General features: G+C 40.7%; 18 protein-coding genes and 1 pseudogene. 14 read left to right on the forward strand and 5 right to left on the reverse strand.

All coding sequences use genetic code 11. The annotated features are described in order from the left end of the window. The first annotated feature begins 376 nt into the window (after nucleotides 1-376). A complete protein-coding gene (locus tag H6G97_RS54835) occupies nucleotides 377-508 on the forward strand; it encodes a hypothetical protein (protein WP_277883316.1) in 132 nt (43 codons plus the stop codon). A gap of 1,643 nt (nucleotides 509-2,151) precedes the next feature. Next, complete coding sequence (locus H6G97_RS22190) at nucleotides 2,152-3,351, forward strand: acyl-CoA dehydrogenase family protein (RefSeq protein ID WP_190942837.1); 1,200 nt, start codon at nucleotides 2,152-2,154, stop codon at nucleotides 3,349-3,351. Between the two features lie 200 nt (nucleotides 3,352-3,551). On the opposite strand, the gene H6G97_RS52785 is transcribed toward H6G97_RS22190, so the two are convergent. Further along, a complete protein-coding gene (locus tag H6G97_RS52785; RefSeq protein WP_242055089.1) occupies nucleotides 3,552-4,328 on the reverse strand; it encodes an ABC transporter permease in 777 nt (258 codons plus the stop codon). Nucleotides 4,329-4,495: 167 nt separating this feature from the next. Further along, on the reverse strand, nucleotides 4,496-5,644 hold the full coding sequence (gene ssuD / locus H6G97_RS22200; protein ID WP_190942838.1) for an FMNH2-dependent alkanesulfonate monooxygenase: 1,149 nt from the start codon (nucleotides 5,642-5,644) through the stop codon (nucleotides 4,496-4,498). A gap of 836 nt (nucleotides 5,645-6,480) precedes the next feature. On the opposite strand from ssuD, the gene H6G97_RS22205 reads away from it, so the two are divergent. The 5 genes from H6G97_RS22205 to H6G97_RS22225 all read left to right on the forward strand — a co-directional run bounded on the left by H6G97_RS22205 (nucleotide 6,481) and on the right by H6G97_RS22225 (nucleotide 12,162). After that, nucleotides 6,481-8,049: a glycosyltransferase family protein gene (locus tag H6G97_RS22205; RefSeq protein ID WP_190942839.1), complete on the forward strand. Its 1,569-nt coding sequence runs from the start codon at nucleotides 6,481-6,483 to the stop codon at nucleotides 8,047-8,049. Nucleotides 8,050-8,275: 226 nt separating this feature from the next. Beyond that, on the forward strand, nucleotides 8,276-8,980 hold the full coding sequence (locus H6G97_RS22210; RefSeq protein ID WP_190942840.1) for a VTT domain-containing protein: 705 nt from the start codon (nucleotides 8,276-8,278) through the stop codon (nucleotides 8,978-8,980). Between the two features lie 78 nt (nucleotides 8,981-9,058). Further along, entirely contained in the window at nucleotides 9,059-10,045 is a 987-nt protein-coding gene (locus tag H6G97_RS22215) for a glycosyltransferase family 2 protein (RefSeq protein WP_190942841.1), read from the forward strand. 285 nt (nucleotides 10,046-10,330) lie between these two features. Beyond that, on the forward strand, nucleotides 10,331-11,041 hold the full coding sequence (locus H6G97_RS22220) for a VTT domain-containing protein (protein ID WP_190942842.1): 711 nt from the start codon (nucleotides 10,331-10,333) through the stop codon (nucleotides 11,039-11,041). A gap of 107 nt (nucleotides 11,042-11,148) precedes the next feature. After that, on the forward strand, nucleotides 11,149-12,162 hold the full coding sequence (locus tag H6G97_RS22225; RefSeq protein ID WP_190942843.1) for a glycosyltransferase family 2 protein: 1,014 nt from the start codon (nucleotides 11,149-11,151) through the stop codon (nucleotides 12,160-12,162). Between the two features lie 35 nt (nucleotides 12,163-12,197). Here the strand turns inward: H6G97_RS22225 and H6G97_RS22230 are convergent, their stop codons facing one another. Continuing rightward, on the reverse strand, nucleotides 12,198-12,458 hold the full coding sequence (locus H6G97_RS22230) for a carbohydrate porin (protein ID WP_338421826.1): 261 nt from the start codon (nucleotides 12,456-12,458) through the stop codon (nucleotides 12,198-12,200). Between the two features lie 44 nt (nucleotides 12,459-12,502). Here H6G97_RS22230 and H6G97_RS22235 point away from each other — a divergent pair. From H6G97_RS22235 to H6G97_RS22245, 4 genes and pseudogenes are all read left to right on the forward strand, one after another. Then, nucleotides 12,503-13,208 (forward strand): annotated as a pseudogene (locus H6G97_RS22235) (pyridine nucleotide-disulfide oxidoreductase); the annotation flags it as partial. Between the two features lie 179 nt (nucleotides 13,209-13,387). Continuing rightward, a complete protein-coding gene (locus tag H6G97_RS56035; protein WP_422394212.1) occupies nucleotides 13,388-13,621 on the forward strand; it encodes a hypothetical protein in 234 nt (77 codons plus the stop codon). 16 nt (nucleotides 13,622-13,637) lie between these two features. Then, a complete protein-coding gene (locus tag H6G97_RS56040) occupies nucleotides 13,638-13,811 on the forward strand; it encodes a hypothetical protein (RefSeq protein WP_422394213.1) in 174 nt (57 codons plus the stop codon). After that, nucleotides 13,781-14,107 (forward strand): 4Fe-4S binding protein, encoded by a 327-nt coding sequence (locus H6G97_RS22245; RefSeq protein WP_190942853.1) that lies wholly within the window; start codon nucleotides 13,781-13,783, stop codon nucleotides 14,105-14,107. The genes H6G97_RS56040 and H6G97_RS22245 overlap by 31 nt, the downstream gene beginning before the upstream one ends. 22 nt (nucleotides 14,108-14,129) lie before the next feature. Here H6G97_RS22245 and H6G97_RS22250 read toward each other — a convergent pair whose 3' ends face one another. Together H6G97_RS22250 and H6G97_RS22255 are read right to left on the reverse strand one after the other, a co-directional pair. After that, nucleotides 14,130-14,375 (reverse strand): hypothetical protein, encoded by a 246-nt coding sequence (locus H6G97_RS22250; RefSeq protein WP_190942844.1) that lies wholly within the window; start codon nucleotides 14,373-14,375, stop codon nucleotides 14,130-14,132. 27 nt (nucleotides 14,376-14,402) lie between these two features. Then, nucleotides 14,403-18,245 carry a hybrid sensor histidine kinase/response regulator gene (locus tag H6G97_RS22255; protein WP_190942845.1) on the reverse strand — a complete coding sequence of 1,281 codons (3,843 nt, stop codon included), beginning with the start codon at nucleotides 18,243-18,245 and terminating at the stop codon, nucleotides 14,403-14,405. Between the two features lie 411 nt (nucleotides 18,246-18,656). Between H6G97_RS22255 and H6G97_RS22260 the strand changes: the two genes are divergently transcribed. The 3 genes from H6G97_RS22260 (at nucleotide 18,657) to H6G97_RS22270 (ending at nucleotide 21,849) form a co-directional block, all read left to right on the forward strand. Continuing rightward, a complete protein-coding gene (locus H6G97_RS22260; protein WP_190942846.1) occupies nucleotides 18,657-18,941 on the forward strand; it encodes a hypothetical protein in 285 nt (94 codons plus the stop codon). Nucleotides 18,942-19,190: 249 nt separating this feature from the next. Continuing rightward, nucleotides 19,191-21,389, forward strand: coding sequence for a CHASE2 domain-containing protein (locus tag H6G97_RS22265; RefSeq protein WP_190942847.1), 2,199 nt, complete (start codon nucleotides 19,191-19,193; stop codon nucleotides 21,387-21,389). 307 nt (nucleotides 21,390-21,696) lie between these two features. Beyond that, the gene (locus H6G97_RS22270; protein ID WP_190942848.1) at nucleotides 21,697-21,849 is read left to right on the forward strand and encodes a hypothetical protein; all 153 of its coding nucleotides are present in this window, start codon (nucleotides 21,697-21,699) and stop codon (nucleotides 21,847-21,849) included. Nucleotides 21,850-21,995 lie beyond the last annotated feature (146 nt).

Genomic DNA, 21,995 nt, shown 5'->3' on the forward strand with positions numbered 1-21,995 from the left:
TCAGATTCAAAAATTAATTAAAAATATTATTGAATACCGTATTTTCACCGGAGAAACTATAAACTTCTTTGAAGTATTGTTGTGAGGAAAGAACATTGTAGTTACTATCTCTCTTTTACATACAAGGTATTTTTTATTTGGTGGACAGCCCTACTAGTTCTACCAAGTTTTTGATTGTGACAATCACTAATGTGAATGTCAAGATATTGAGCTAGACCTTTGCTTGGCTAGAATTTAAGTTAAACATCAACTAATTACATCAACAGACTCGGCACGAATATGTATGGCTGGCACATTTCGATAATCAGCAGTGTCCGTAATTGATGATTAAGAAAAATTATTATCAAATCCAAATTGTCTAGGTGCAGTAATAGTTATGGGAATTATTTGGGTTGTCAATCACCAACTATTGAAAATTTTTCCAGAATTATTGATTCGGAAAGAATATATCCTAGCTGAAAATTGGCTTTCAGATTTTAAAGAAGACCTGACTTGGAAAAAAACATAATAGAATGATTTAATACATTCAAAACTTTATTAATAGCCTTGTCTTCACTAAAATGGTGTGACATAATTGTATAAATTGCATTGAGTTGTAAATGATGATTAAACGCAGTCTATTGTAGTTGTGTGACCAAAGCCTGACAGCAAAAAGAACATAACTACACTTATGATTAACCTTGTTGGTTAATCATAGACTTACACAATGTGCAATTAACGCCCGGTGTTATTCCCCTAGGGTTTTGCGAGTCTAGGGGAGAGTTGCCGGGATAGCCTCAGTCGCAAGAAAAGCAACCTCTATCACTAAAAACCTAGCTTTGGTTAGGCTACAGGAAGGATAGGGCTATAAAAACTATAAAAGCACATCATAATTTTTGGATATTTTGCTAATAAAGCAAAATTTTACTTAGACAAAGACTGCCTAAGAGGAGTTGGAAGATTCGAGAGCGAATCCTTCCCAGTGGTGTGTATCCATTATTTTTAATGGAACATCTAGCAACTCATTTAACGTTTGTATTATACCTCCTATCGTGTAATAAATGCAAGTGATTAAAATAGGCTCGACTAACAGCATATTTACCTCATTAGGTTACAATTAGCTTACACTGCTTAAGTCGAAATTTGAAGAATTTAGGACTTTCTTAATGTAAATTGTTTAAAAAATCGCCTACTAGATAACTTTTAACAAAAAAATATATTTAAACCCCATTTATACATTAAATCTTTAAACAGCTAGGCGACATACCATGATGGTAATTATGAAGACGCACATTGTTTCTTTAAGCAGTATACTAAGTTATTTGAATTAGCAGTGACATCAAACACGTTAACACTGTGATCGACAACACATCTGATTAAATTACCGCAACCATAGGATTTTCACCATGCAAGGGTATGGCAACGATACGTATTACAGCTTGGTTAAGTTGAGAAATATTCGTCGTGCTCAAATGAGTCTCTAGTTCAAAAATGACAATAAATTGCAAGTTAGTCTTTGAAAACTTTAAAATTGCGATGCTATTAAGTAAAATATTAAATGTATAAATTTAGTAATGATTCTAGAGCCATTGCCCTGACCAAAGTGTGAAATTATAAATTTAGTTAAACGTAGGAAATTCTCTAAAAACAAACAGCGTTACCTTTCTTCAAATCAGTAATGCTGTTGCTGCATATTAGTCTACTAGAACATCTATAATTGAGGCGAATTTAGCGATTCGTTAAACTGTGGAGCGATCGCTAAATCCTCTGGTTGGCTTGCTCTTGAAAGCTGTTTGTGTCATACTTGCACAAATAACTTATTTACTAAATTTCGACCGATTTTAAGTAGTATATTTGACGTTTATTAAAAGCAATACAGTTCACCAAAAGAAATTATCTGTTGACAGAGGCAGAGGCAGATGAGGAAGTGGGGAATCAAGACCTCTACAGGTTATCAGAGTGAGGCAAGACTTCCGTCATGCAAAAAATTGATGTTCTTTGCAAACTTGAGATGCTTTTATAGCGGCTTCCATTCAGATGCAGTACAAAATTATATCGCAAGGTGTAGGGAGCATGCCGTGCCCCTACGGGTTTACCTCACATAAGCGAGAAACGCTATATATTGAAAAACATCTTTGATTAAGTAGTCAAGTGAGTTGTGAAGGAATATTTATGTCACAGTTGGAGCAAGCAGTGCCAGACACCTTTGTAGCCAAAGGCTTAGAAACTCTACCCAATATTTACGACCGGGTTGAGGCTTTGGCCAAGGACTTTGCCACCCGTGCAGGGGGGCACGACAAAGATGGTTCCTTTCCCTTCGAGAATTTTACAGCCTTGCATGACGCAGAATTGCTCAACCTCACCATCCCGCGTGAATTCGGTGGCCAGTGTTTGGGGCTGTCAACAATCTGTCAGGTGATTGAAGGGATAGCGCGTGGCGATGCTTCAACCGCGTTAGTATTAACAATGCACTATCTTCAACATGCTCATGCGGCTCGTAGCCGTCACTGGCATCCAGAAGTATATAAGCGGCTGTGTCGTGAATCAATCGAAGGCATATCTTTGCTAAATGCTGCCCGTGTTGAACCAGAGTTAGGAACGCCAGCTAGAGGCGGATTACCTGCTACAATTGCCGAACGAACAACAGAAGGCTGGCGTTTAACAGGACATAAGCAGTACACCACGGGCAGTCCTATCCTCAGCTACTTTGTTGTATGGGCACGGACAACTGAGGATGAACCACAAGTTGGAAGTTTTTTGGTTCCGCGCGATCTGCCAGGTTTGCGAATTGTCGAAACTTGGGATCACTTGGGAATGAGAGCTACGGGCAGCCATGATTTAATTTTAGAGAATGTATTCATTCCCTCAGAGTATGCTCTAAATATCAGCCCCATATCTGCTGCGCCATCCTTTGATCCGTTGATTTCTACTTGGGGCAGTTTGACAGTCAGTGCTTTATATCTTGGTGTTGCTACTAGTGCGCGAGACTGGCTTGCTAAATATCTTTGGGAGCGATCGCCTTCTAATCTCAAAGAACCACTGGCAACTCTGCCACGCTTCCAAACTGCTGTGGGTGAGATAGAAGCACTGCTGTTCGCTAACAATAGATTAATTTACAGCTTAGCTCAAGATATTGACAAGGGCAAGTATGAACCTAACGTAGGATTACAGGCACAAGCTGTTAAATATCTCACCACAACTAATTCAATTCGTGCTGTGGAGATTGCCTTAGAACTAATAGGTAATCCTGGTTTATCAAAAAAGAATCCTTTAGAGCGACACTACCGTGACGTTCTGTGTAGCCGTATCCATACACCGCAAAATGATGTTATTTGCCAGTCATTGGGGAAGTCGGTGCTGAATGTCAAGTAGTTGGAGATTGGGGAAAAAGAAGGGCAGCAGGGGGCAGGAGGAATATTCCTCTTCTCTGCATCCTTCCCTCTCCCTCTTTTCAATGCCCAATACTTCTCTACGAGATGCTGTTCGCGTTTGCTCAGTACAAGTGCCCAATATTTTAGTATCCAGCTTGCTTGTCTACGACATTCCGCAAGGGCTGATCGGTTTGGTAGCGTTTAAGATTGTCGATAAAGAGTTGTGCTATGCGCTCTTTCAGCCGTGGCTACAAGGCGGAACAATGGGGTGTGATAAAGGCGTTCGGTAACGACCATAAAAGACTTTCCGGTGGTAGAGGTTTTCAGGTAAAATCCGTTGACATAAACTTCTGCATCACTAGCATCACCATCGAGATTCCCTTCACTATCCACTTCTACAACATCTATATTAGATGGTAGGTGTGGCTCAATATCTGCAATGAGATGATCGAGTAAGATTAATTTCACTATTGGGGCAACACTGCGAATGCCATGAAATGTATTAAGATATATCGAAAAAAATACACTCATAGACACTAGAAATAACCTAGCTTGATCGCCAATACCAAACAAGAGAATAATTAGCAGAATTAATGCCAAATTGGGTATAGTGCGGAGCATTTGCAGAGAACCATCCAATAACTTTTCTGCTATACGAGAAAAGCCATTGAGTAATCCTAAATCGAAGCCAATACTACCACCAACTATAAAACCAGATATTCCCCGCCCAGCACTAATTCCTACATGTTGAAAAAGTTCTCCGGTGGAGGCTAGTTCAATCGCTGTAGCGATGATGCCACTAGTGGCTGGTAAAATTCTGGTTGAGAGCAAACCAGTTCTGGAAGAAAGTTCCCAAAGTACTAGTACTAAAACAGGAACAATTAAAGGAACTATTTTCTCGATTTGTGGGTTTTCTAACACCTCGCTCAAAGATATATTATTGTTGTTGCGTTTGGTGTGTTTAAAAGTAATAGTCATTGAATTCTGGTTTTTAGATTGTTCCAAAGGATAAGTCTAGAAGCTTCGTCAACATAATTTGTAATTTTCTCTTTAATTACAAATTACGTTAGCGAACGCGAACAGCGTCTCGTAGAGAAGCGGTAGCGTTAGCGAGCGATCAAGCGTCATTACGAATTATCAATTAGTCATGAGGCACTTGTTAGTTGTTTAGCAAGTTTCTCATTAGTGACGATTTCGCTAACAGTACTCAAGGCTGGTGGGGTTAAAGGTGCAGGTTCACTCTGCAAAGGTAGGCGTGGAAATAATAATTCAGCAGTGCGATATGCTTCTTCTAAATGAGGATATCCAGAAAACACGAAGGTTTCTATGCCCAAATTGCAATATTCCAGCATCCTAGCAACAATGGTGTCGGGATCTCCAACTAGGGCTGTACCAGCACCACCTCGCACCAATCCAATTCCTGTCCAGAGGTTGGGGCTAATTTCTAAGGTTTTTCGACTACCACTATGTAATTGACTCATGCGTCGCTGTCCTTCAGAATCAGAACTAGCCAAGTCTTTCTGAGCTTTTGCGATCGCATCCTCATCCACATACTTAATTAGCTCATTGGCAGCATCCCAAGCAGCTGACTCTGTTTCTCGCACAATTACGTGCAAGCGAATCCCAAAACGCACTGTTCTACCTTGTTCAGCCGCCAGTCGCCTAACTTCGGCAATCTTTTGGGCTACTTGCTGTGGAGGTTCGCCCCAAGTCAGGTAAACATCTATATGTTTAGCAGCAACCCGCTTGGCAGCAGCAGATGAACCACCAAACCACAAAGGTGGATAGGGTTTTTGAACTGGTGGAAATAGGAGTTTACTACCTTTGATATCCAGGTAGTTTCCTTTAAAATCGACTGTTCCCCCACTGACGATACCCCGCCAAACTGTGAGAAATTCATCGGTTAAATCATAGCGATCGTCATGATTAAGATGCAAGCCATCCCCAGCAAGTTGCACAGGATCTCCACCTGTCACCACATTAATTAACAATCTTCCTTTAGAAATCCGGTCAAACGTTGCTGCCATCCGGGCAGCAGCACCTGGGGAAGTAATTCCTGGACGAATTGCTACGAGAAATTTCATCTGCTTAGTGACAGAGATGAAAGCGGCGGCAGTTATCCAAGCATCTTCACAAGAACTCCCTGTGGGTAACAATGCGCCCGTGTAGCCTAAATTATCCACAGCTTGGGCAATTTGCTGCAAATAATCAGGTGTGGCAACACGAGAGCCAATATCTGTGCCTAAATAGCGTCCGTCATGAGAACCAGTAGGAATAAACCAGAGAATTTGCATGTTAATCAGAGTAGAAGAGTATTTTGTACGGTAGCTTGACCAGATTACCGTAGTTTGTAGCCAGCATTTTACAGTAAATTATTTAAAAAGCTAGTAGAGATTAACAATTCATAAAGAATAACTGCCCACAAAACTTGCTCTTTCGTGGATAATCTTGGTAATCATGACACTTTTGTTGCGACAATGGCTGTCGTCGAAAATACAAGTTTTGTCTAGAAGCTTAGATTTTTATTGCAGAACGACCTTCATCCTCAAAGTCCCCTCTACAACGTTACCCACAAGTTCGTGACCTAGCAGTAGAGTCTGAATACACTGTTCATATCCAGACGCGAATGTTTAAGGGAAAAATCAAGCAATACATCATGTACTAATTTATACAATATTATTAAAAGTATCACCTTAAAAAATAGATGTTTTATTTTATCGAAAACAATCAAACATCCTCTTAGCCAAATTAGGTTGAAAGCTTTTTGTCATCATTCATCAGATCCAAGAAAGCGCAGCCAAAACATACCTAACTTAAAATTAACCCCCATATTTCTAAGATTTTAGCTCAGAGGATGTTTATAAAGTCTTAATCCATAATATTCCTGGCGACTAAAAGTTGCAGCTATACAGATTAAAAGCCTTGATTTTCTCTGAGTCCACGGAGGCAGTCTTGGCTTTAAAGTAATAAATTATACTAAAACCTCTAAAATATCCTTTCAGAAACTAAAGATGTAGATTCAGACATCTTGAAAGGACTGGTAATTTGACATTACTCAATTTTACTTAAAAAGATTTTGAAATTTAACTCTCTATGGTAGAGTTACACTGAGGCTTTCTAGTGAACAGTTATGAAACAACAAAACAATAAAATTGTATTAATTATACTTGTATTGTTAGGATTAGCTAGTACTTTTTACTTATCAATCGTATACAAAGATACTTTCGGAGAGAGAGATAGCTTTCGTATGGCAATGGGTATTATTGACTCGATCATATCTAATAAACCATTAGGAAGTAGTATGCTTTATGGTCGTGATATCTCTTTTGCATACTTTGGATTGTTAAATTTTTTTACACCAATTTTTAAAACAAATTTGGCTTTGATAATTCCTTTTATGAACTATATAAATGCCTTAAGTGCTATTTGTATGGTTATACCTTTATTCTTTTTAGTTAAGAGATATTGGGGAACATCTATAGCCATCTTAGCAAACATATTACTAATGTTGCTCCCCGCTTGGAGAGCAACTAGCCAATATGCACATCCTATGACTGAAGCTATATTATTCATGTTCATAGGATTAGCTTTGATTAGTTATCGTTCTTTCATAAGCTCATTGAGATTAGGATGGAATAGATTAATTTTATTGGATGTACTAATTATTGCTGCTTTGGCTTTATGTTTAATGTTCAGGCTCGATGCAATACTAATGTTTCCTTTGATTCCTGCCTGTCTTCTTCTCGAAAATTATTCTTTTAAAAAGATTGTTTCTTCTTCAATTTTATATAGCTTTTTTCCAATAATTATTTTTAAAGTTATGCAATCTCAACTTCCAAAAATTATTGGTCACAAAAGTGATGGAATATTTGAGCAACTTTTATTATGGAATAATCCTGCTAGATACGTTGATAAATTTGTTTATGGAAACTTACTTTTTATTTGGGGCTTGAATCCTTTACTTTGTTTGATATTTTTAATATCCTGCATTTATTTAGTATATAAACGTAATTATTTATCTCTATTTTTCATATTACCAACAGTCTTATTAAATTATATATTTTGGCTACCAAATCCTGCTCCAGCGCGTCATTTTATCTATTTATGTCCTGTTGTAGCAATTAGTATTGCAATTTTCTTAGCTGATATTTTTCCAATAGTAAAATCTTTTGTAAAAAATAATAGGAACATAGGAGTAACACTCGCAGTAATTTTAATAGTTTCTCTTTCCATAAGCTATAAATTTTCTTATCCTGTACCAATGTCAGAGAAATACTCTCACACCACAAGACAATTAGGTAAAGAACTACAACAGTTAGAGCCGAAAGGCCAGCAAATTTTTGTAGTTGGCGATACGATTCCGGCAGTAGTTCAAATGCAACTTATGTCAAAAGATACAAAAGTTGAGTATAAAAGAACAAATATTCTTACAGACGATGATATTAAAGCTCAAGAGAAATCTGCTTTAAAACCTAAACCTATATATATATCTGTAATAGTTGTAGAAAATCAAAAAAATAAGTTTATATGTTATTTCCAAGGTTGGAAATCAAAAATAAACGAAATCAAGAGATTTTTAGGAGAATCAGATGAATATAATCAAGGTTATATTGTATTAAATATGATAGATAAATATACTAATAAGATTGATGTGGAAGCATCTACCTTGTCTAAGAAGCTTGAGGTTTTAAAATTTTAATTAATTATATATATTGCCACCTGAGAAAATAAATAAAAAAGGTTTTGACAATTAGCTTAAAAGCTGTGTTATTTAACTGGCTAAGGTAGCAAATAACTTCACTTATTTTTTAAGTCATTAATTTACTCTGATTTCCAAAATCAGAATTTTTAAAAATAATGAACAATGAAAGAGCAAATCGAAAAAAGTTAAGTTGCGTTAGAAAAAAATAGGAGTATGAGTTATAGTGTGGAACTTTAAATCTGGTATTTTACTAATCACACTAATTTGCATTATTGCGACTGCCATAACAGTATATATTCTTGGCGGCATTGATCCAGCACAAATTCAAGCTTGGCTTAAGTCTGCTGGGATATGGGCACCGATTATTTATATTCTTCTGTATGTTGTAGCAACTGTACTTATTCTGCCCTCAACAGCACTTAACTTGACTGGTGGTGCAATTTTTGGCCCAGTATTAGGGACTCTTTGGACTAGTTTAGCGGCAATTATTGCTGCAATTGTTTCTTTTACTTTTACTCGGACTATTGGGCGTAAAGCAGTAGCCAAAAGACTAGCCGGAAAATGGCAAGCGATGGATGCTGAGGTGCGTCGGGCAGGATTATTCTATATGTTTGCTATTCGTTTGGTAGCAGTTATGCCCTATGGTTTAGTGAACTTCACTGCGGGGTTAACTTCGGTCAGTTTTAAAGATTATGTTTTGGGTACAAGCCTGGGTACGGTTCCTGGAGTCCTACCTTTTGTATTGCTAGGCAGTTATGGTCTAAAGGCTTTTAGTACAGGAGATTTCTTACCAGTAATTGGAGCTTTAACACTAACTGGAATGCTAGTGGCAGTAGCAACATGGTATCGTCGTCGTCGCACATTTCCTTCAAAGGACATTGAGACTGTTAAATCATCAGAAGCTAATAGGGATTCTCAAGATAACTAAACTGGATTCTTCCCATAACATAAAAGTTGATTTTATATCTGCTTTTTTTAACGTCAAGCGAAGTATGAGGTTTTCTAGATGCTTTTAAACAATGACAATGTAGAAATTTCTGTGGTAGTTCCTATGTACAATGAGGAACCTAATATAGACTACTTATTGGAACGATTAGTGTCAGTATTAGTTAGTTTAAAGATCAAATATGAGATTGTTTGTGTAAATGATGGTAGCAAAGATAATACTCTTAAATGTTTGGTTGAACATCATTACCGTAACTCTGCAATTAAGGTGGTTAACTTGTCCCGTAACTTTGGCAAAGAAATTGCTTTAACGGCTGGTATTGACTATACAGCAGGTGCAGCAGTAGTCCCAATTGATGCGGATCTTCAAGATCCACCGGAATTAATTGAGGAGCTAATTGTCAAATGGCGTGAAGGTTATGATGTGGTTTGTGCGACTCGTCGCTCACGTCAAGGAGAAAGCTGGATTAAGCGCTTTACTGCTGCTGCTTTCTACCAAACGATTGGTAAATTGAGTAATGTGCCGATCCCTCCGAACACTGGGGATTTTCGTTTGCTAGATCGGCGCGTAGTGGATGCTCTCAAAGAAATGCCAGAACGGAATCGTTTTATGAAAGGTTTGTTTGCTTGGGTTGGTTTTCAGCAAACTTCAATAATATATGATCGCCCTGAACGTTATCAGGGAACTACTAAATGGAATTATTGGAGACTTTGGAACTTTGCTATTGATGGGATTGCTGGGTTTAGCTTAGTTCCCTTAAAGGTTTGGAGTTACCTTGGCCTTGTTATATCTTTAATTTCATTTTTATACGCTAGTTTTTTAGTAATTCGGACTTTACTCTTCGGAGCTGATATTCCTGGATATGCTTCTTTAATGGTAGCAATGCTCTTTTTAGGGGGAGTTCAACTACTTAGCCTTGGGATAATAGGTGAATATCTTGGACGTGTCTATGATGAAGTAAAAGGACGCCCACTTTATTTAGTTAGGGATTGTTACGGTTTTACACCTGAATCTATCAATCAAAAATCTCTTTCTTATCGTCCGTGAGCAATTAAGAGGGCCTTCTAGAATAATTATTTTTATTGCATTAACGGCTAGAAGCTGCAGGCCATTTTGACAGTTTCTCAAAACCTGGTTTTCCTGTTAGCTATTATCATTAGCTTAGAGCTTGGTGACAATTGTGAAAGCGACAGCAATTATCTAAGCATCCTTACAAGAACTTCCTGTGGGTAACAATGCGCCCGTAGTTTCTTGGTCTGTGCTTCAATATAAGGTTATGATTGCTGATGACTAAACTATTTGGGTTACAAAAAAAGTAGGAGTATAGTTCTAGTGTGGAACTTGAAAGCTGGTGTTGTGCTACTCACACTGAGTTGCATAATTGCAACTGGTATAGCAGTATATTTTCTTGGCGGCATTGACCCAGCACAAATTAAAGCATTGCTGAAATATTCTGGTATCTGGGCACCTATTATTTATATTGCTTTGTACATTGTGGCAACTATGTTAGTTTTGCCCTCAACAGTACTGAATTTGACAGGAGGTGCAATTTTTGGCCCTTGGCTGGGTACGGTTTGGACTAGTGTTGGAGCTATTATTGCGGCAATAATGGCCTTTGCTTTTACTCGTACTATTGGACGGCAAACAGTTGCTAAACGACTAGCAGGACGCTGGCAAGCTATGGATGCTGAGGTACGCCGTGGAGGGCTTTTTTATATGTTTGCCATCCGACTAGTGCCGATTATGCCTTATGGCTTGGTCAACTTTGTCGCTGGACTAACTTCGATCAGCTTTAAAGATTATGTTCTAGGTACAACACTTGGTACTGTTCCTAGTGTTTTACCCTTTGTATTACTAGGGAGTTCTGGTCTAAAGGCAGTCAATACAGGCGATTTTTTGCCGCTAGTACTTGCTTTAGGCTTAACTGGAATGCTGGTAGCAGGGTCTACTTGGTATCGCCATCGCCGGAGTTTTCCTAAAAAAGCTGTAGAAAGTTTTAAAGAATCAAATTCTTTAGATGACATTAACCCGAAGAATAAATAAACTATAGCAATCTGACTTGACTATTGCTAAGTATACTGAGAACAAAACCTTGATGATTACAAGCAGTCTGTCAGTTTGGCTGTTCAAAAATTAAACAAGATTTTTAGATGCTACCAAAATATTCATTTATTGTTCCAATTTATAACGAAGAAGAAATTATTCCTGAACTTTACCGCAGACTAAGTGCAGTAATGAATCGGATGGATGGTCTTGTCGAATTAATTTTAATCAATGATGGTAGCCGCGATCGCTCCTTACAATTAGTACGAGAACTCCATCAAAAAGACCCGCGCATTTGCTATCTTAGCTTTGCTCGTAACTTTGGTCATCAAATTGCAGTTACTGCTGGTCTTAATTTTGTTCGGGGTCAAGTTATCGTCATCCTTGATGCTGACTTACAAGATCCACCAGAACTAATCCCCGACATGGTTGAAAAATGGCGACAGGGCTATCAAGTTGTTTACGCTCAACGCACTCAACGCCTTAAGGAAGGATGGTTTAAGCGTTTTACTGCCTACTCTTTTTATCGCATCCTTAAGAAGCTTGCAGATGTAGAAATTCCTACTGATACTGGTGATTTTTGTTTAATGGATCGGCAGATCGTAGATATTCTCAATTCTATGCCAGAACGCACCCGTTACATTCGTGGTCTGCGTTCTTGGGTTGGCTTTCAGCAAACAGCAATTCGGTTTGAGCGCGACCCCCGCTTTGCTGGGGAAGTTAAATACACTTTCAGCAAATCCTTGGCGCTTGCCATCAATGGTCTAGTGTCTTTTTCAATAGTGCCACTGCGGTTATCAACCTACTTAGGGTTAGTAGCAGCGGCGGCGGCTATCTTGATGGTTTTATTAGTCTTGTATTGGCGGCTTTTTGTTCCCCATTCGCCTTTAACTGGGTTTACGATTATTTTGATGGCAATCTTCTTTCTCGGATCTGTGCAGTTAGTCAGTGTTGGCATCTTAGGCGAATATATAGGGCGCATCTATGAAGAAGTTAAAGCCAGACCCCTCTATACTTTGGCAGAAGTAGGTGGTTTCTATGACAAATCTACCAAGTCAACGAACAATTCTGATCAACTAGATAATTTTGAGGATGCTACCAAAAATCTGGACAAGTATTGACCAAATAATTCATAGCTTAAAAAAAAGTCTGTGGGCTAGAAAGCAAAAGTAGTGCGGAGCGCACCTACCCAAATCGGGTCGTTGTTATCGTTATGTTCTGGTTTGGTAATCACATAAAAATCTGGAGTAACAGTGATGTTGTCATTCACCCGATAAGTGTAGAAAGCCTCGATGTGTCCAGCAACTGCACTATTTTCAGAAAGTTGTGATACAGATGTAACTTGTTCTAGGCTGCGATCGCGAGGAACGGCTAAAACTGGCACTTGCACTCTACTATCCAAGGGTTCTGCATTCACAGATGCTGGAGATAATTTAGATGAAGCCTTCTGAGTAATCCTAGGTAGATGACGATGGTGCTGTTGCTGGTGCAACAGGTGTGAACCGTCAAACTGGTAGTAAATGGGTAGTGTGATCGCAATCCACAATTATCGCAACAGGCGGCTGTGTGTTTCTCAGTAAAGGGTTAGGATGCAACGTCCTGACAGGGGATGGTTATTTAATGGCTGCTGAAGGTGGTGCCGAGATGTCAAGTATGGAATTTTCTAATGCTTATGGCATCTCTCCCGCCTTTTCTTCAGTTACCAAAACCCTGTTCTATAATTGGGCAACCTTTACCTACGAAGATGGTAGTATAATTCCGGGTGCAAGTTCTCATAGACGTTCAGTAATTGCCCAGACATTGTTGCAACAGCCAGTTTACGCCATCATAGACAAAGTGGCTAAATCGATGCGGGCATCTATGCGTTTAGCACAGCCCAACTTCTTTTTACCCTTTGACCGTGCAGGTATTGATCCATTTACTCAACGTTTCTCTGTGACTCTGTGCCTAGAAGGAACTGTGTACGGGAGGAATTCGGATTGTAGATGAGAGTTGTGCCAGTTCTGTGCGGGAACTCTACGCGGCTGGAGATGCTGCTACACGCGAACTGATTTGTGGCGGATTCACTGGCGGTGGTAGTCACAATTGGGCAATATCTTCTGGCTATTGGTCGGGGAAATCGGCTGCTGAATATAGTCGCAATTTGGGAAAACACAAAACTCAACGACGAGTTATATTATGTTCGACAAATCACTTATAATATGTCATTGCGAATGCAACGAAGTGGAATGAAGCAATCGCAAAGGTTTGGGATTACCGCGCTACGCTCGCAATGACAGAAGTATTAAGTCGAACATGATATTAAGGGTGTTGGAGAGGTAGTGTGGGAGCGATCGCTCTCAAACCTTGGCAACTGATGAAGTAATTCAGGCAGTCCAAGCTGAAGTATTCCTTTACGAAAAGAACTATTTCCGTACAGAACAAGGCTTAACCGAGTCTTTGGGTAAGCTAAATCATCTTTGGCAAGAAATCCGCAGTAGCCAGGTAAGGTTAGATAAAGAGCTGATCCGGGCGCGAGAAGCTGCGGCAATGGTAGCCACAGCCCGGTGGATGTACAGCAACGCTATTGAACGTAAATAAACTCGTGGTACGTGGTATGCACAAACATTTAAATTATCCAGAACTTGATGCTAACCAACAACATCACCTGATTAGCGGTGGATTAGATCAAGTCTGGGTAAAGGTTCGGTCTTTAGAGAGTACAGACAAGTCTTTATCTAAAATAGGAGCAGCAGTGTCATTGAATTGGTCAGCGAGTCGCGGTGCATAAAATGTAATATCTGCGTGAACATTTGTCCAACCAACGTGTTTGAGCGTGTACCTGATGCGCCGCCAACCATTGCTCGACAGAGTGACTGCCAAACTTGTTATATGTGCGAATTGTATTGTCCAGTTGATGCTCTTTATGTTGCACCAGAAAGCGATATGCAGACTTCAGTCAACGAGGCAGAATTGGCAGAAGTTGGGCTACTGGGTAGTTACCGTGAAAATATTGGTTGGGGACATAAACGCGCTTCAACAGCAAAAGCCGATCAAACATTCCAAATTCTGAAGCAGATGAAATAGTAACACGATGTGCAACTTATCCTTAGAACCCCGCTTCCATTCCTCTTCCCCACAGGGAGAGAGGCTTTGATTCCTGCTCCCCTTCCTTACAAGGGAAGGGGTTGGGGGTTAGGTCTGAGAGAAAGTTGCACACGGCGTATAGTACGGCAAAGAAAAGAGTCATGCTAACGATCGCAGTAGGAACAGGTTCTATCAGTAAAAATAAACTTCCTTCAAGATTATCAACATCATGGGCTGGATCAATCGGCGTTCCATTAGCAATTACCAATACAACAACAGCTACAGACAGGTTTATTCAGCTATATAAGTTAGCGATCGCATCTATTAATTCGGCTGGCTCTACTGGTTTGGCAAGATGCTTGTTAAATCCGGCTGCAAGTACTTGCTTGGCGTTCATTTCTCCAGCATAGGCGGTGAGTGCGATCGCTTGAATTTGCCCTCCTTGCTCTGCTGGCAGCGTTCTCACCTGTCGCATGAACATACAGCCATCCACTTCTGGCATCCCAATGTCGCTCAAAAGTATATCTGGCAGAGATTGGCTTAAAGCGGCTAGTGCCTCATTTGCTGATGCCACTGCTGTTACACTTGCCCCATATTGCTCTAGTAAGAAGGCAATAAATTCTCGCGTATCTACATCATCATCCACTACTAAAATATTGATACCATTTAAATTTGAGGATGTCTCTGAGTTGCTAATGTCCTGTTTAATCTCTAATTGATTTTGAATCAGTGGGAGTCTCACAGTAAAAGTTGCGCCCTGATCTTCGCCCTCGCTTTCTACCTGGACTGTCCCACCATGCAGTTCGACTAAGTGACGAACGATCGCTAACCCTAATCCCAATCCACCAAATTTTCTGGTGGTGCTGCTGTTCTCTTGGCGAAAATATTCAAACACGTAAGGCAGAAAATTGGGATCGATGCCTTTGCCAGTGTCGCTGACTTGAATTAGTGCTGAGTTGGAATTGGAATTAACACATGATGATAGTCGGATATCAACCCGTCCCCCCGCAGGTGTAAACTTAACTGCGTTTGAGAGCAAGTTCCAGACGACTTGCTGCAATCGACCAGAATCGCCCAAAACTTGTCCCAAATTTGGTTCCAGGCTGATATGCATCTCAATTGATTTCGCTTCTGCTGACAACCGCACTGTCTCCATTGCTGCCGAAATTACAGATGTCAAATCAACCGGGTAGATATTCAGGCTAAGTTTACCTTGTAAAATCCGGGAGATATCCAGCAAGTCTTCAATCAGTTGAGCCTGTAACCTAGCATTTCGCTCAATAGTCTTCAGCGCTTGAGGAACTGTCTTTTCATCAAGTTTTTTAGTTTGGAGTAGCTTAGACCATCCTAAAATTGGGTTGAGTGGCGATCGCAATTCATGAGAAAGGACTGCTAGAAACTCGTCTTTAATCCGGTTAGCGTTTTCTGCTGCTTCCCGTGCCGTTTGCTCTGCCTCGTATAGGCGGGCCCGTTCCATCGCTTGAGCGCACTGCTGTGCTAGTGCCAGAATGAAGGGTCGATCATCCTGACTAAACTCCTGAAGTTCGGCAAAAGCTAGAGACATTCCACCTATGGCTCGTCCCTCGATGATCAATGGAATTGAAATCCAAGCACCGTAGTCAACCTGGGCGTATTCCTTAGCAAGATGTGAGTAACGAGCAATTCTCGCTGTTGTTGACTCTTGCCAGATAGGCTGTTTGGTTCTCACTGCTTCTGCCAGTGGTACGGATGCATTAATAGAGAATCGACGCCATGAATCTACTGCTTCTTGTTCATAACCAACTGCACGGACAATTTCTAGTTCAGTGCCGCTATTAGTCACTAGTGCTACTAAAGCAGAACTAGCTCCCAAAGCTGCCATACCTTGCTCTACCATTACTTCAGCAACCTGTGCCGGAGTCAGAGATTCAGAAAGTGCAGCGGTAATGCCTTGCAGACGCGCAGTGCGAGATGCTGCCCGTAAAGCCGCCTGTTGAGATTGCTGTGTTTCTGTATATAGTCGGGCATTATCAACGGCTACGGCAGCCCGGCGAGCTAACTCTTCTGATAACATTAGGCTTTTGGTATCGTAGCGACGGCCTGAAGAAGATACCAAAGTCATAGCTCCCAGCACCCGTCCCCGAACTATGAGCGGTACACTAATACCAGATGTAGGATTTAGTTCTTGCAAGATTTTTAGATGACTGGTATTGCGGCTTATCGCTTGTATCTGTTCATCAGAAATAAACTGAGTAATTTGTGATTTGCCTGTCCGTATTACCTCAGCAATACCTTTTTTTAGTGTCAAATCAGGCGGATAATTTTGTAACTGTTCTACCAATTCTTGTTTTTTTGGATCGGCATGGGTTGCTGCAACCCGGCGGACTAATTGATTGTCACAAATAATATCAACTAAGCACCAATCAGCTATTTCAGGCACTACCAAACGCGCTAAACTGGCTAAAGTTGTCTCGTAGTCTAATGATGCAGCCAAAATTTCACTAGCGTCAGCTAGAAAACGCTGCTCCACCTCCACCTGTTTGCGCTCTGTAATATCCCGCGAAGACGCTTGCATCTCCAAAATTTCTTTAGTTTGGCGATCGCGGATAGCTCGAATAGTTGCTTCCAACCAAATATAATGTCCGTCTTTGTGACGAGCGCGATGAGTAACAGTATAAATATCTGGTAAATCGGCATTGACTGGATAATTCCTGGCAATCTCTGCTAAATCATCAGGGTGAACTAACTTCTGGCTGTGATTACCTACTAATTCCTCTGGTTGATACCCCAATACTGGGTAGCAAGCTGGTGAAATGTACAGAAGAGTTCCATCTACTGTATGGCGTGAAATAATATCAGTTGAATTTTCAGCCATCAGCCGAAAACACGCTTCACTCTCGCGCAGTTTTGCCTCTGCCTGCTTGCGTACATTAATGTTACGGAAATAAAGTGATAACCCTGTGGGTGAAGGATAGGCGCGAACCGCAAACCATGCATCAAAAGGTGGGTAATAATCTTCAATCTCAAGGGGCATTCCTAGAGCAACTGCCCTTTGATAAAGTTGACCAAAGCTAGTATCAGCCAGTTCTGGGAACTCTGACCACAAATTTTTTCCGAGCAAATCCTCGCAGGAACGCCCCAGAGTTCTGCTTCCCTGATGATTGAGGTAGGTGAACCGCCACTCACTGTCAAAGGCAATAAAGCCATCAGTGATACTTTCTAAAATCTTGGTAACTTGCTCTTTGGCAGCTTCAGCCTCAACACGAGCCGCTTGCTCCCGCTCAAATAGCTGTTGACGCTCGACTTCTGCTTGCTTGCGTAAGCGAAGCTCGTCGTAGACATCGGTGATTTCTTGACAGATTGCACCCACCCAGGTGGTATCATTTGGTAGTTGAATCGGATAGTAATTCACCGACCAATGCCGCTGCTTTCCTGGCGCAGCGGGTGTCTCTCCACTGGCCTCTTGGGCAATAGATTCTCCAGTCTCGATTACATGGTGGAAAGCTTCCATCACCGCAGAATCTACCCCCGGTAGCACTTGGGCGACAGTCTTACCGATATGCGCTTCTCGGGGAAAACCGTTAATTTCAGCTAAAGCGTCATTCAATCGAACGTATCTTAATTTCTCATCCCATAGACCAATACCTATAGGTGCGTTATTGAAAAGGGTATCAAGCAGAACGTTAGCTTCAACCAAGCGAGTCTGTTCTGTTTTCAGTAACGCCAGTAATTGCTCACGTTCTGCCTCAGCTTGCTTGCTATCGCTGATATCTACGCACATTCCTACCCATTCCTCGATTTCGCTCGTTTCATTGAGTATAGGCACACCGCGTATCTTCATATAACGGTATTCGCCATCATGCCGCAGAACACGATACTCGGCAACTGCAACACTGCGTCCAAAAAAAGCCTGTCTCCAAATAGCAGTTACAGATGTACGGTCATCTGGGTGCAGTGCGTCAATCCAACCCCATCCTTTGTATTGTTCGGGACTTTGCCCAGTGAACGCCTCCCAAGTCGGAATCTCCTCAACAACGTTGCCCCAAGGCCCCGCGCTCCAGACAATGGATGCGCTTGCTTCTGCCAGTGAGCGGTAGCGTGCTTCACTATGACGCAGATTTTCTTCTACTTGCTCCTGTTCGCCCAAATATTGCCGCAAATCTGTAACCTCTTGAGCTTTTAGATAATCAATTAAATCTTTAACAAGGGGAAAATTTTCTTTCTCAATCGAGACACCTGAGGTTTTAAAAATCCGGCGACGTGTCTATCGGTTTTTCCATCGGTTTATACTGTGGAACGAAACCCCTAATATTGTTCCCAGTTTTACCTGTGAAAGTTTGAGGTACTACCGAGTCTATCGAACTATGCAATCCTTAGCTGTTCGATTGCAGGCATAAGCTAAATATATTTTTATTTTTCTGGTAGATATTGGAATATAGCAGATGCTATAACTCTCACTACATCTATCTAAAGTTATAGAGGTTGTAAGTTGGTGATTATGTACTACATCAACTATCATGCAAGCTATTTAAGCTAGTAATAGAGTTGTTTCAATCCAGGAGATGAGAATATGAGAGTTTGGCTTGCCTGCTTTTTAGTGCTGTTTGCCTTGGCGGAACTGTTTGACTGGTTGCAAGAATTTAATCTGCCATTACCTATCTATATTTTAGGTGGCGCTTTTTTAGCTGTTGCTTCTAACTATGAGAGGATATTTGGCTCTTATTTTGCTGATTCGAGCATTGAAGCATCACTTGAACAAACCCAGTTAGATTCATTAACTCTATCTACTAATCCTATTTCTTTCCCAATTGCCAGTCCTGTTGAAGATGCTCAAACACCTCAAACAGATGATTAGCAAGCAGTGGGCAAAACTGGACAACCAGTATAAATCCTAAAGGTATAGTCCTGATGGATCGCTTGTTTTATTTTATAGTTGATGCTGCACCAAGCTAGCTTTAAAAATAGGAGTACGCCAAGACTTCTGACCAGCAAGTAAATTGCTACATTAATAGAAGCTTCAGGTTAACTAACTTTTAACCTAGAGTGCGAAAATTAATTTCTGCGCCTGCAACATCTACCCAATTCAGGCTACCGCCACAACACCGTGATTAGTGGACTTTTAAAAAAACTCCGTGTCCTTTTTGTCAAAGTTCAGGATTCCCGTGAAACTTTCAAGAGCAAAAGCTGGCTGCAAATTATTTTTGTTACCAGTGTAGGAGTTACTGCCTTCATCTGGGGAATTCGAGAACTCAAATGGTTACAGCCTTGGGAGTTAAGAGTTTATGACCAGATGTTGCGATCGCGTCCTGTACAAGCACCCGATCGGCGAATTTTGCTCGTAAAAATCACTGAAGAGGATCTCAAACGAGAGAAATGGACTCTATCAAATCGTACAATCAATCAACTGTTAAAGAAAATAGAGTCTTATCAACCGCGAATTGTTGGTTTATATCTTTTTCAACCAGAAAACAATAATTTGGCGGCTAATTTCCCAAATCAAGATAACATTATCAACACTTGTTTTTTCAGCAGCTTGGGTAGAGATGAAATACCACCACCACCCAATTTTCCTATAGAGAATGTTGGATTTAGCGATGTGACTGCTGATAATGAAAACGACCAAATTCTTCGCCGCAGTCTGTTATTCGCTTACTCTACAGACAAAAAATGTACAACACCATTTGCATTTGGCGCTCTAGTTGCAATTAATTATCTTGGAAAACAAGGGATTGAATACCAGTTCACTAATAAAGGAGATTTTCAGTTAGGTAAAACCCTGTTTCCGCGTTTACAAGCTAATTCTGGTGGCTACCAACATCTGGATGCAGATGGCTATCAAATATTATTAAATTATCGTCACCCTGACAGCCTTGCCAACCAAGTAACTCTTACAGAAGTCCTAAGTGGACAAGTCAACCCTAATTTATTTAAAGACCGTCTGGTAATTATTGGCACTACAGCAGCTAATCTCCCTCCAGGTGGCTTTTATACGCCTTACAGCGCTTTGCCAGATCAACCAGCTAAAATGCCTGCTTTATTTATTCATGCACAGATAGCAAGCCAACTGATCAGTACAGTGTTGGATGGGCGATCGCTAATTTGGTATTGGCCAGATTGGGCGGAACTTATTTGGATATGGGGCTGGTCGCTTTTAGGTACTGTTTTGGCATGGCGCTGGCAAAATCCGCTGCTGTTGTTAGTGGTGGTAACGATAACTCTACTTTGCTTAGTAGTAATCTGCGTTGCTTTATTTTTGCAAGCCGGATGGGTGCCGTTAATCCCTTCTGCGCTAGCTTTGGTGTTTAGTAGTATCTCTGTAATTGCTTATACTAGCTACCAAAATCAGCGACAAACTCAGGTGATTATTTTGCAAGTTGAAAAACAACAAGAAGCGATCGCCCAATTAAATGTACTCTTAGAAGATAAAACAGCAATTCCTGACTCGTCTGTTGATTTTCTTCCCCCAATTGATTCACGAGAAACAAAATCAGGTGATTTGCTTTTGGGTGGACGCTACAAAATCTCTCAAGTTCTCGGTGCTGGTGGATTTGGTCGTACTTATTTAGCAGAGGATACTCAACGACCGGGTAATCCTACTTGTGTTGTTAAAAAGTTAATGCCAGCTCGTCAAGATACGCGATTTTTGCAAGTTGCTCGCAGGTTGTTTAATAGTGAAGCTGAAATTTTAGAATCTTTGGGTAAACATCATCAGATTCCTGAACTGCTTGCTTATTTTGAACATGACCAAGAATTTTATTTAATTCAACAATATATTGAGGGACATACCCTCAGTGAAGAATTACCACCTGTACAGAATGTACAGAATGAATCATTTGTAATTGAAATGCTCAAACAAGTTTTAGAAGTTCTCGAATTTGTTCACCAGCATCGAGTGATTCATCGTGATATCAAACCGACTAATATTATTAGATGCGCTCAAGATAATCGGCTGGTGTTGATTGACTTTGGGGCTGTGAAATTGATGCAACCGCCAAGTAGTGAGCAAACAGAATTAGCCACAGTAGCTATCGGGACGCGGGGTTATGCACCTCCAGAACAATTTGCCGGTCATCCCCGTTTATGCAGTGACATTTACGCTTTAGGAATGATTGCTATTCAAGCCATAACTGGGATACCACCGCAAGAACTTCACCCAGATCCAGAAACGGGTAATATTATGTGGCGGCAATCGGTGCAAGTGAGTGAAGAATTAGCGGCAATTTTAGATAAGATGGTTTGTTATCATTTTAGCGATCGCTATCAATCAGCCACCGCAGTTTTACAAGATTTGAAACGGATGTAGACTTGGTGATTAGAAATCGTGGCTATACAAACGTAGTCGGAATGCGCGGACTAATGGACAATTAATGCTTGCCATTTAGAGCGATTTTAAGAAGCGATCGTATCTTTTGACAAAGCCTTAAAATTTAAGCCAGACAATCCAATTAAACTTAGAAAATTATAAATCTCATTTAGCAAACATCCAGCAAAAATACCCAAGTAGCGACTTAAAATTTCTCCAAGAGTTTAGCGAAAGTGGATTTTATGGCAAAAAATATCAGCGACAAGTAGAAGCAGATTATGTAATTCTCAGTCGTGGATTAACGTTATTGCAAAATATCAATAATAACACTCAAGGTATTATCGACATAGAGCAAACTAAAAGCGATCGCACTCTCAATACAATTATAGCGATCGCAGGTGTTGGACTCGCAACCAGCCAAATAGCCTCCGCCGTCATTCTCGCCCAGCCCAATCAATGATTATCAACAACATCTCCGCTTTCGGGCTGAAGTTTTTGGGTGGAGTGTAGGCATCGGTGTTTTCTTTGCTGTGCTAATCTTTATTGACCTCCGCTTTCGCCGCTAAGTTTTCAGCAAAAAAAATCGCCCCCTAAATGTAGGAGGCG

The sequence above is a fragment of the Nostoc flagelliforme FACHB-838 genome (assembly GCF_014698065.1).
Taxonomy (GTDB): domain Bacteria; phylum Cyanobacteriota; class Cyanobacteriia; order Cyanobacteriales; family Nostocaceae; genus Nostoc; species Nostoc flagelliforme_B.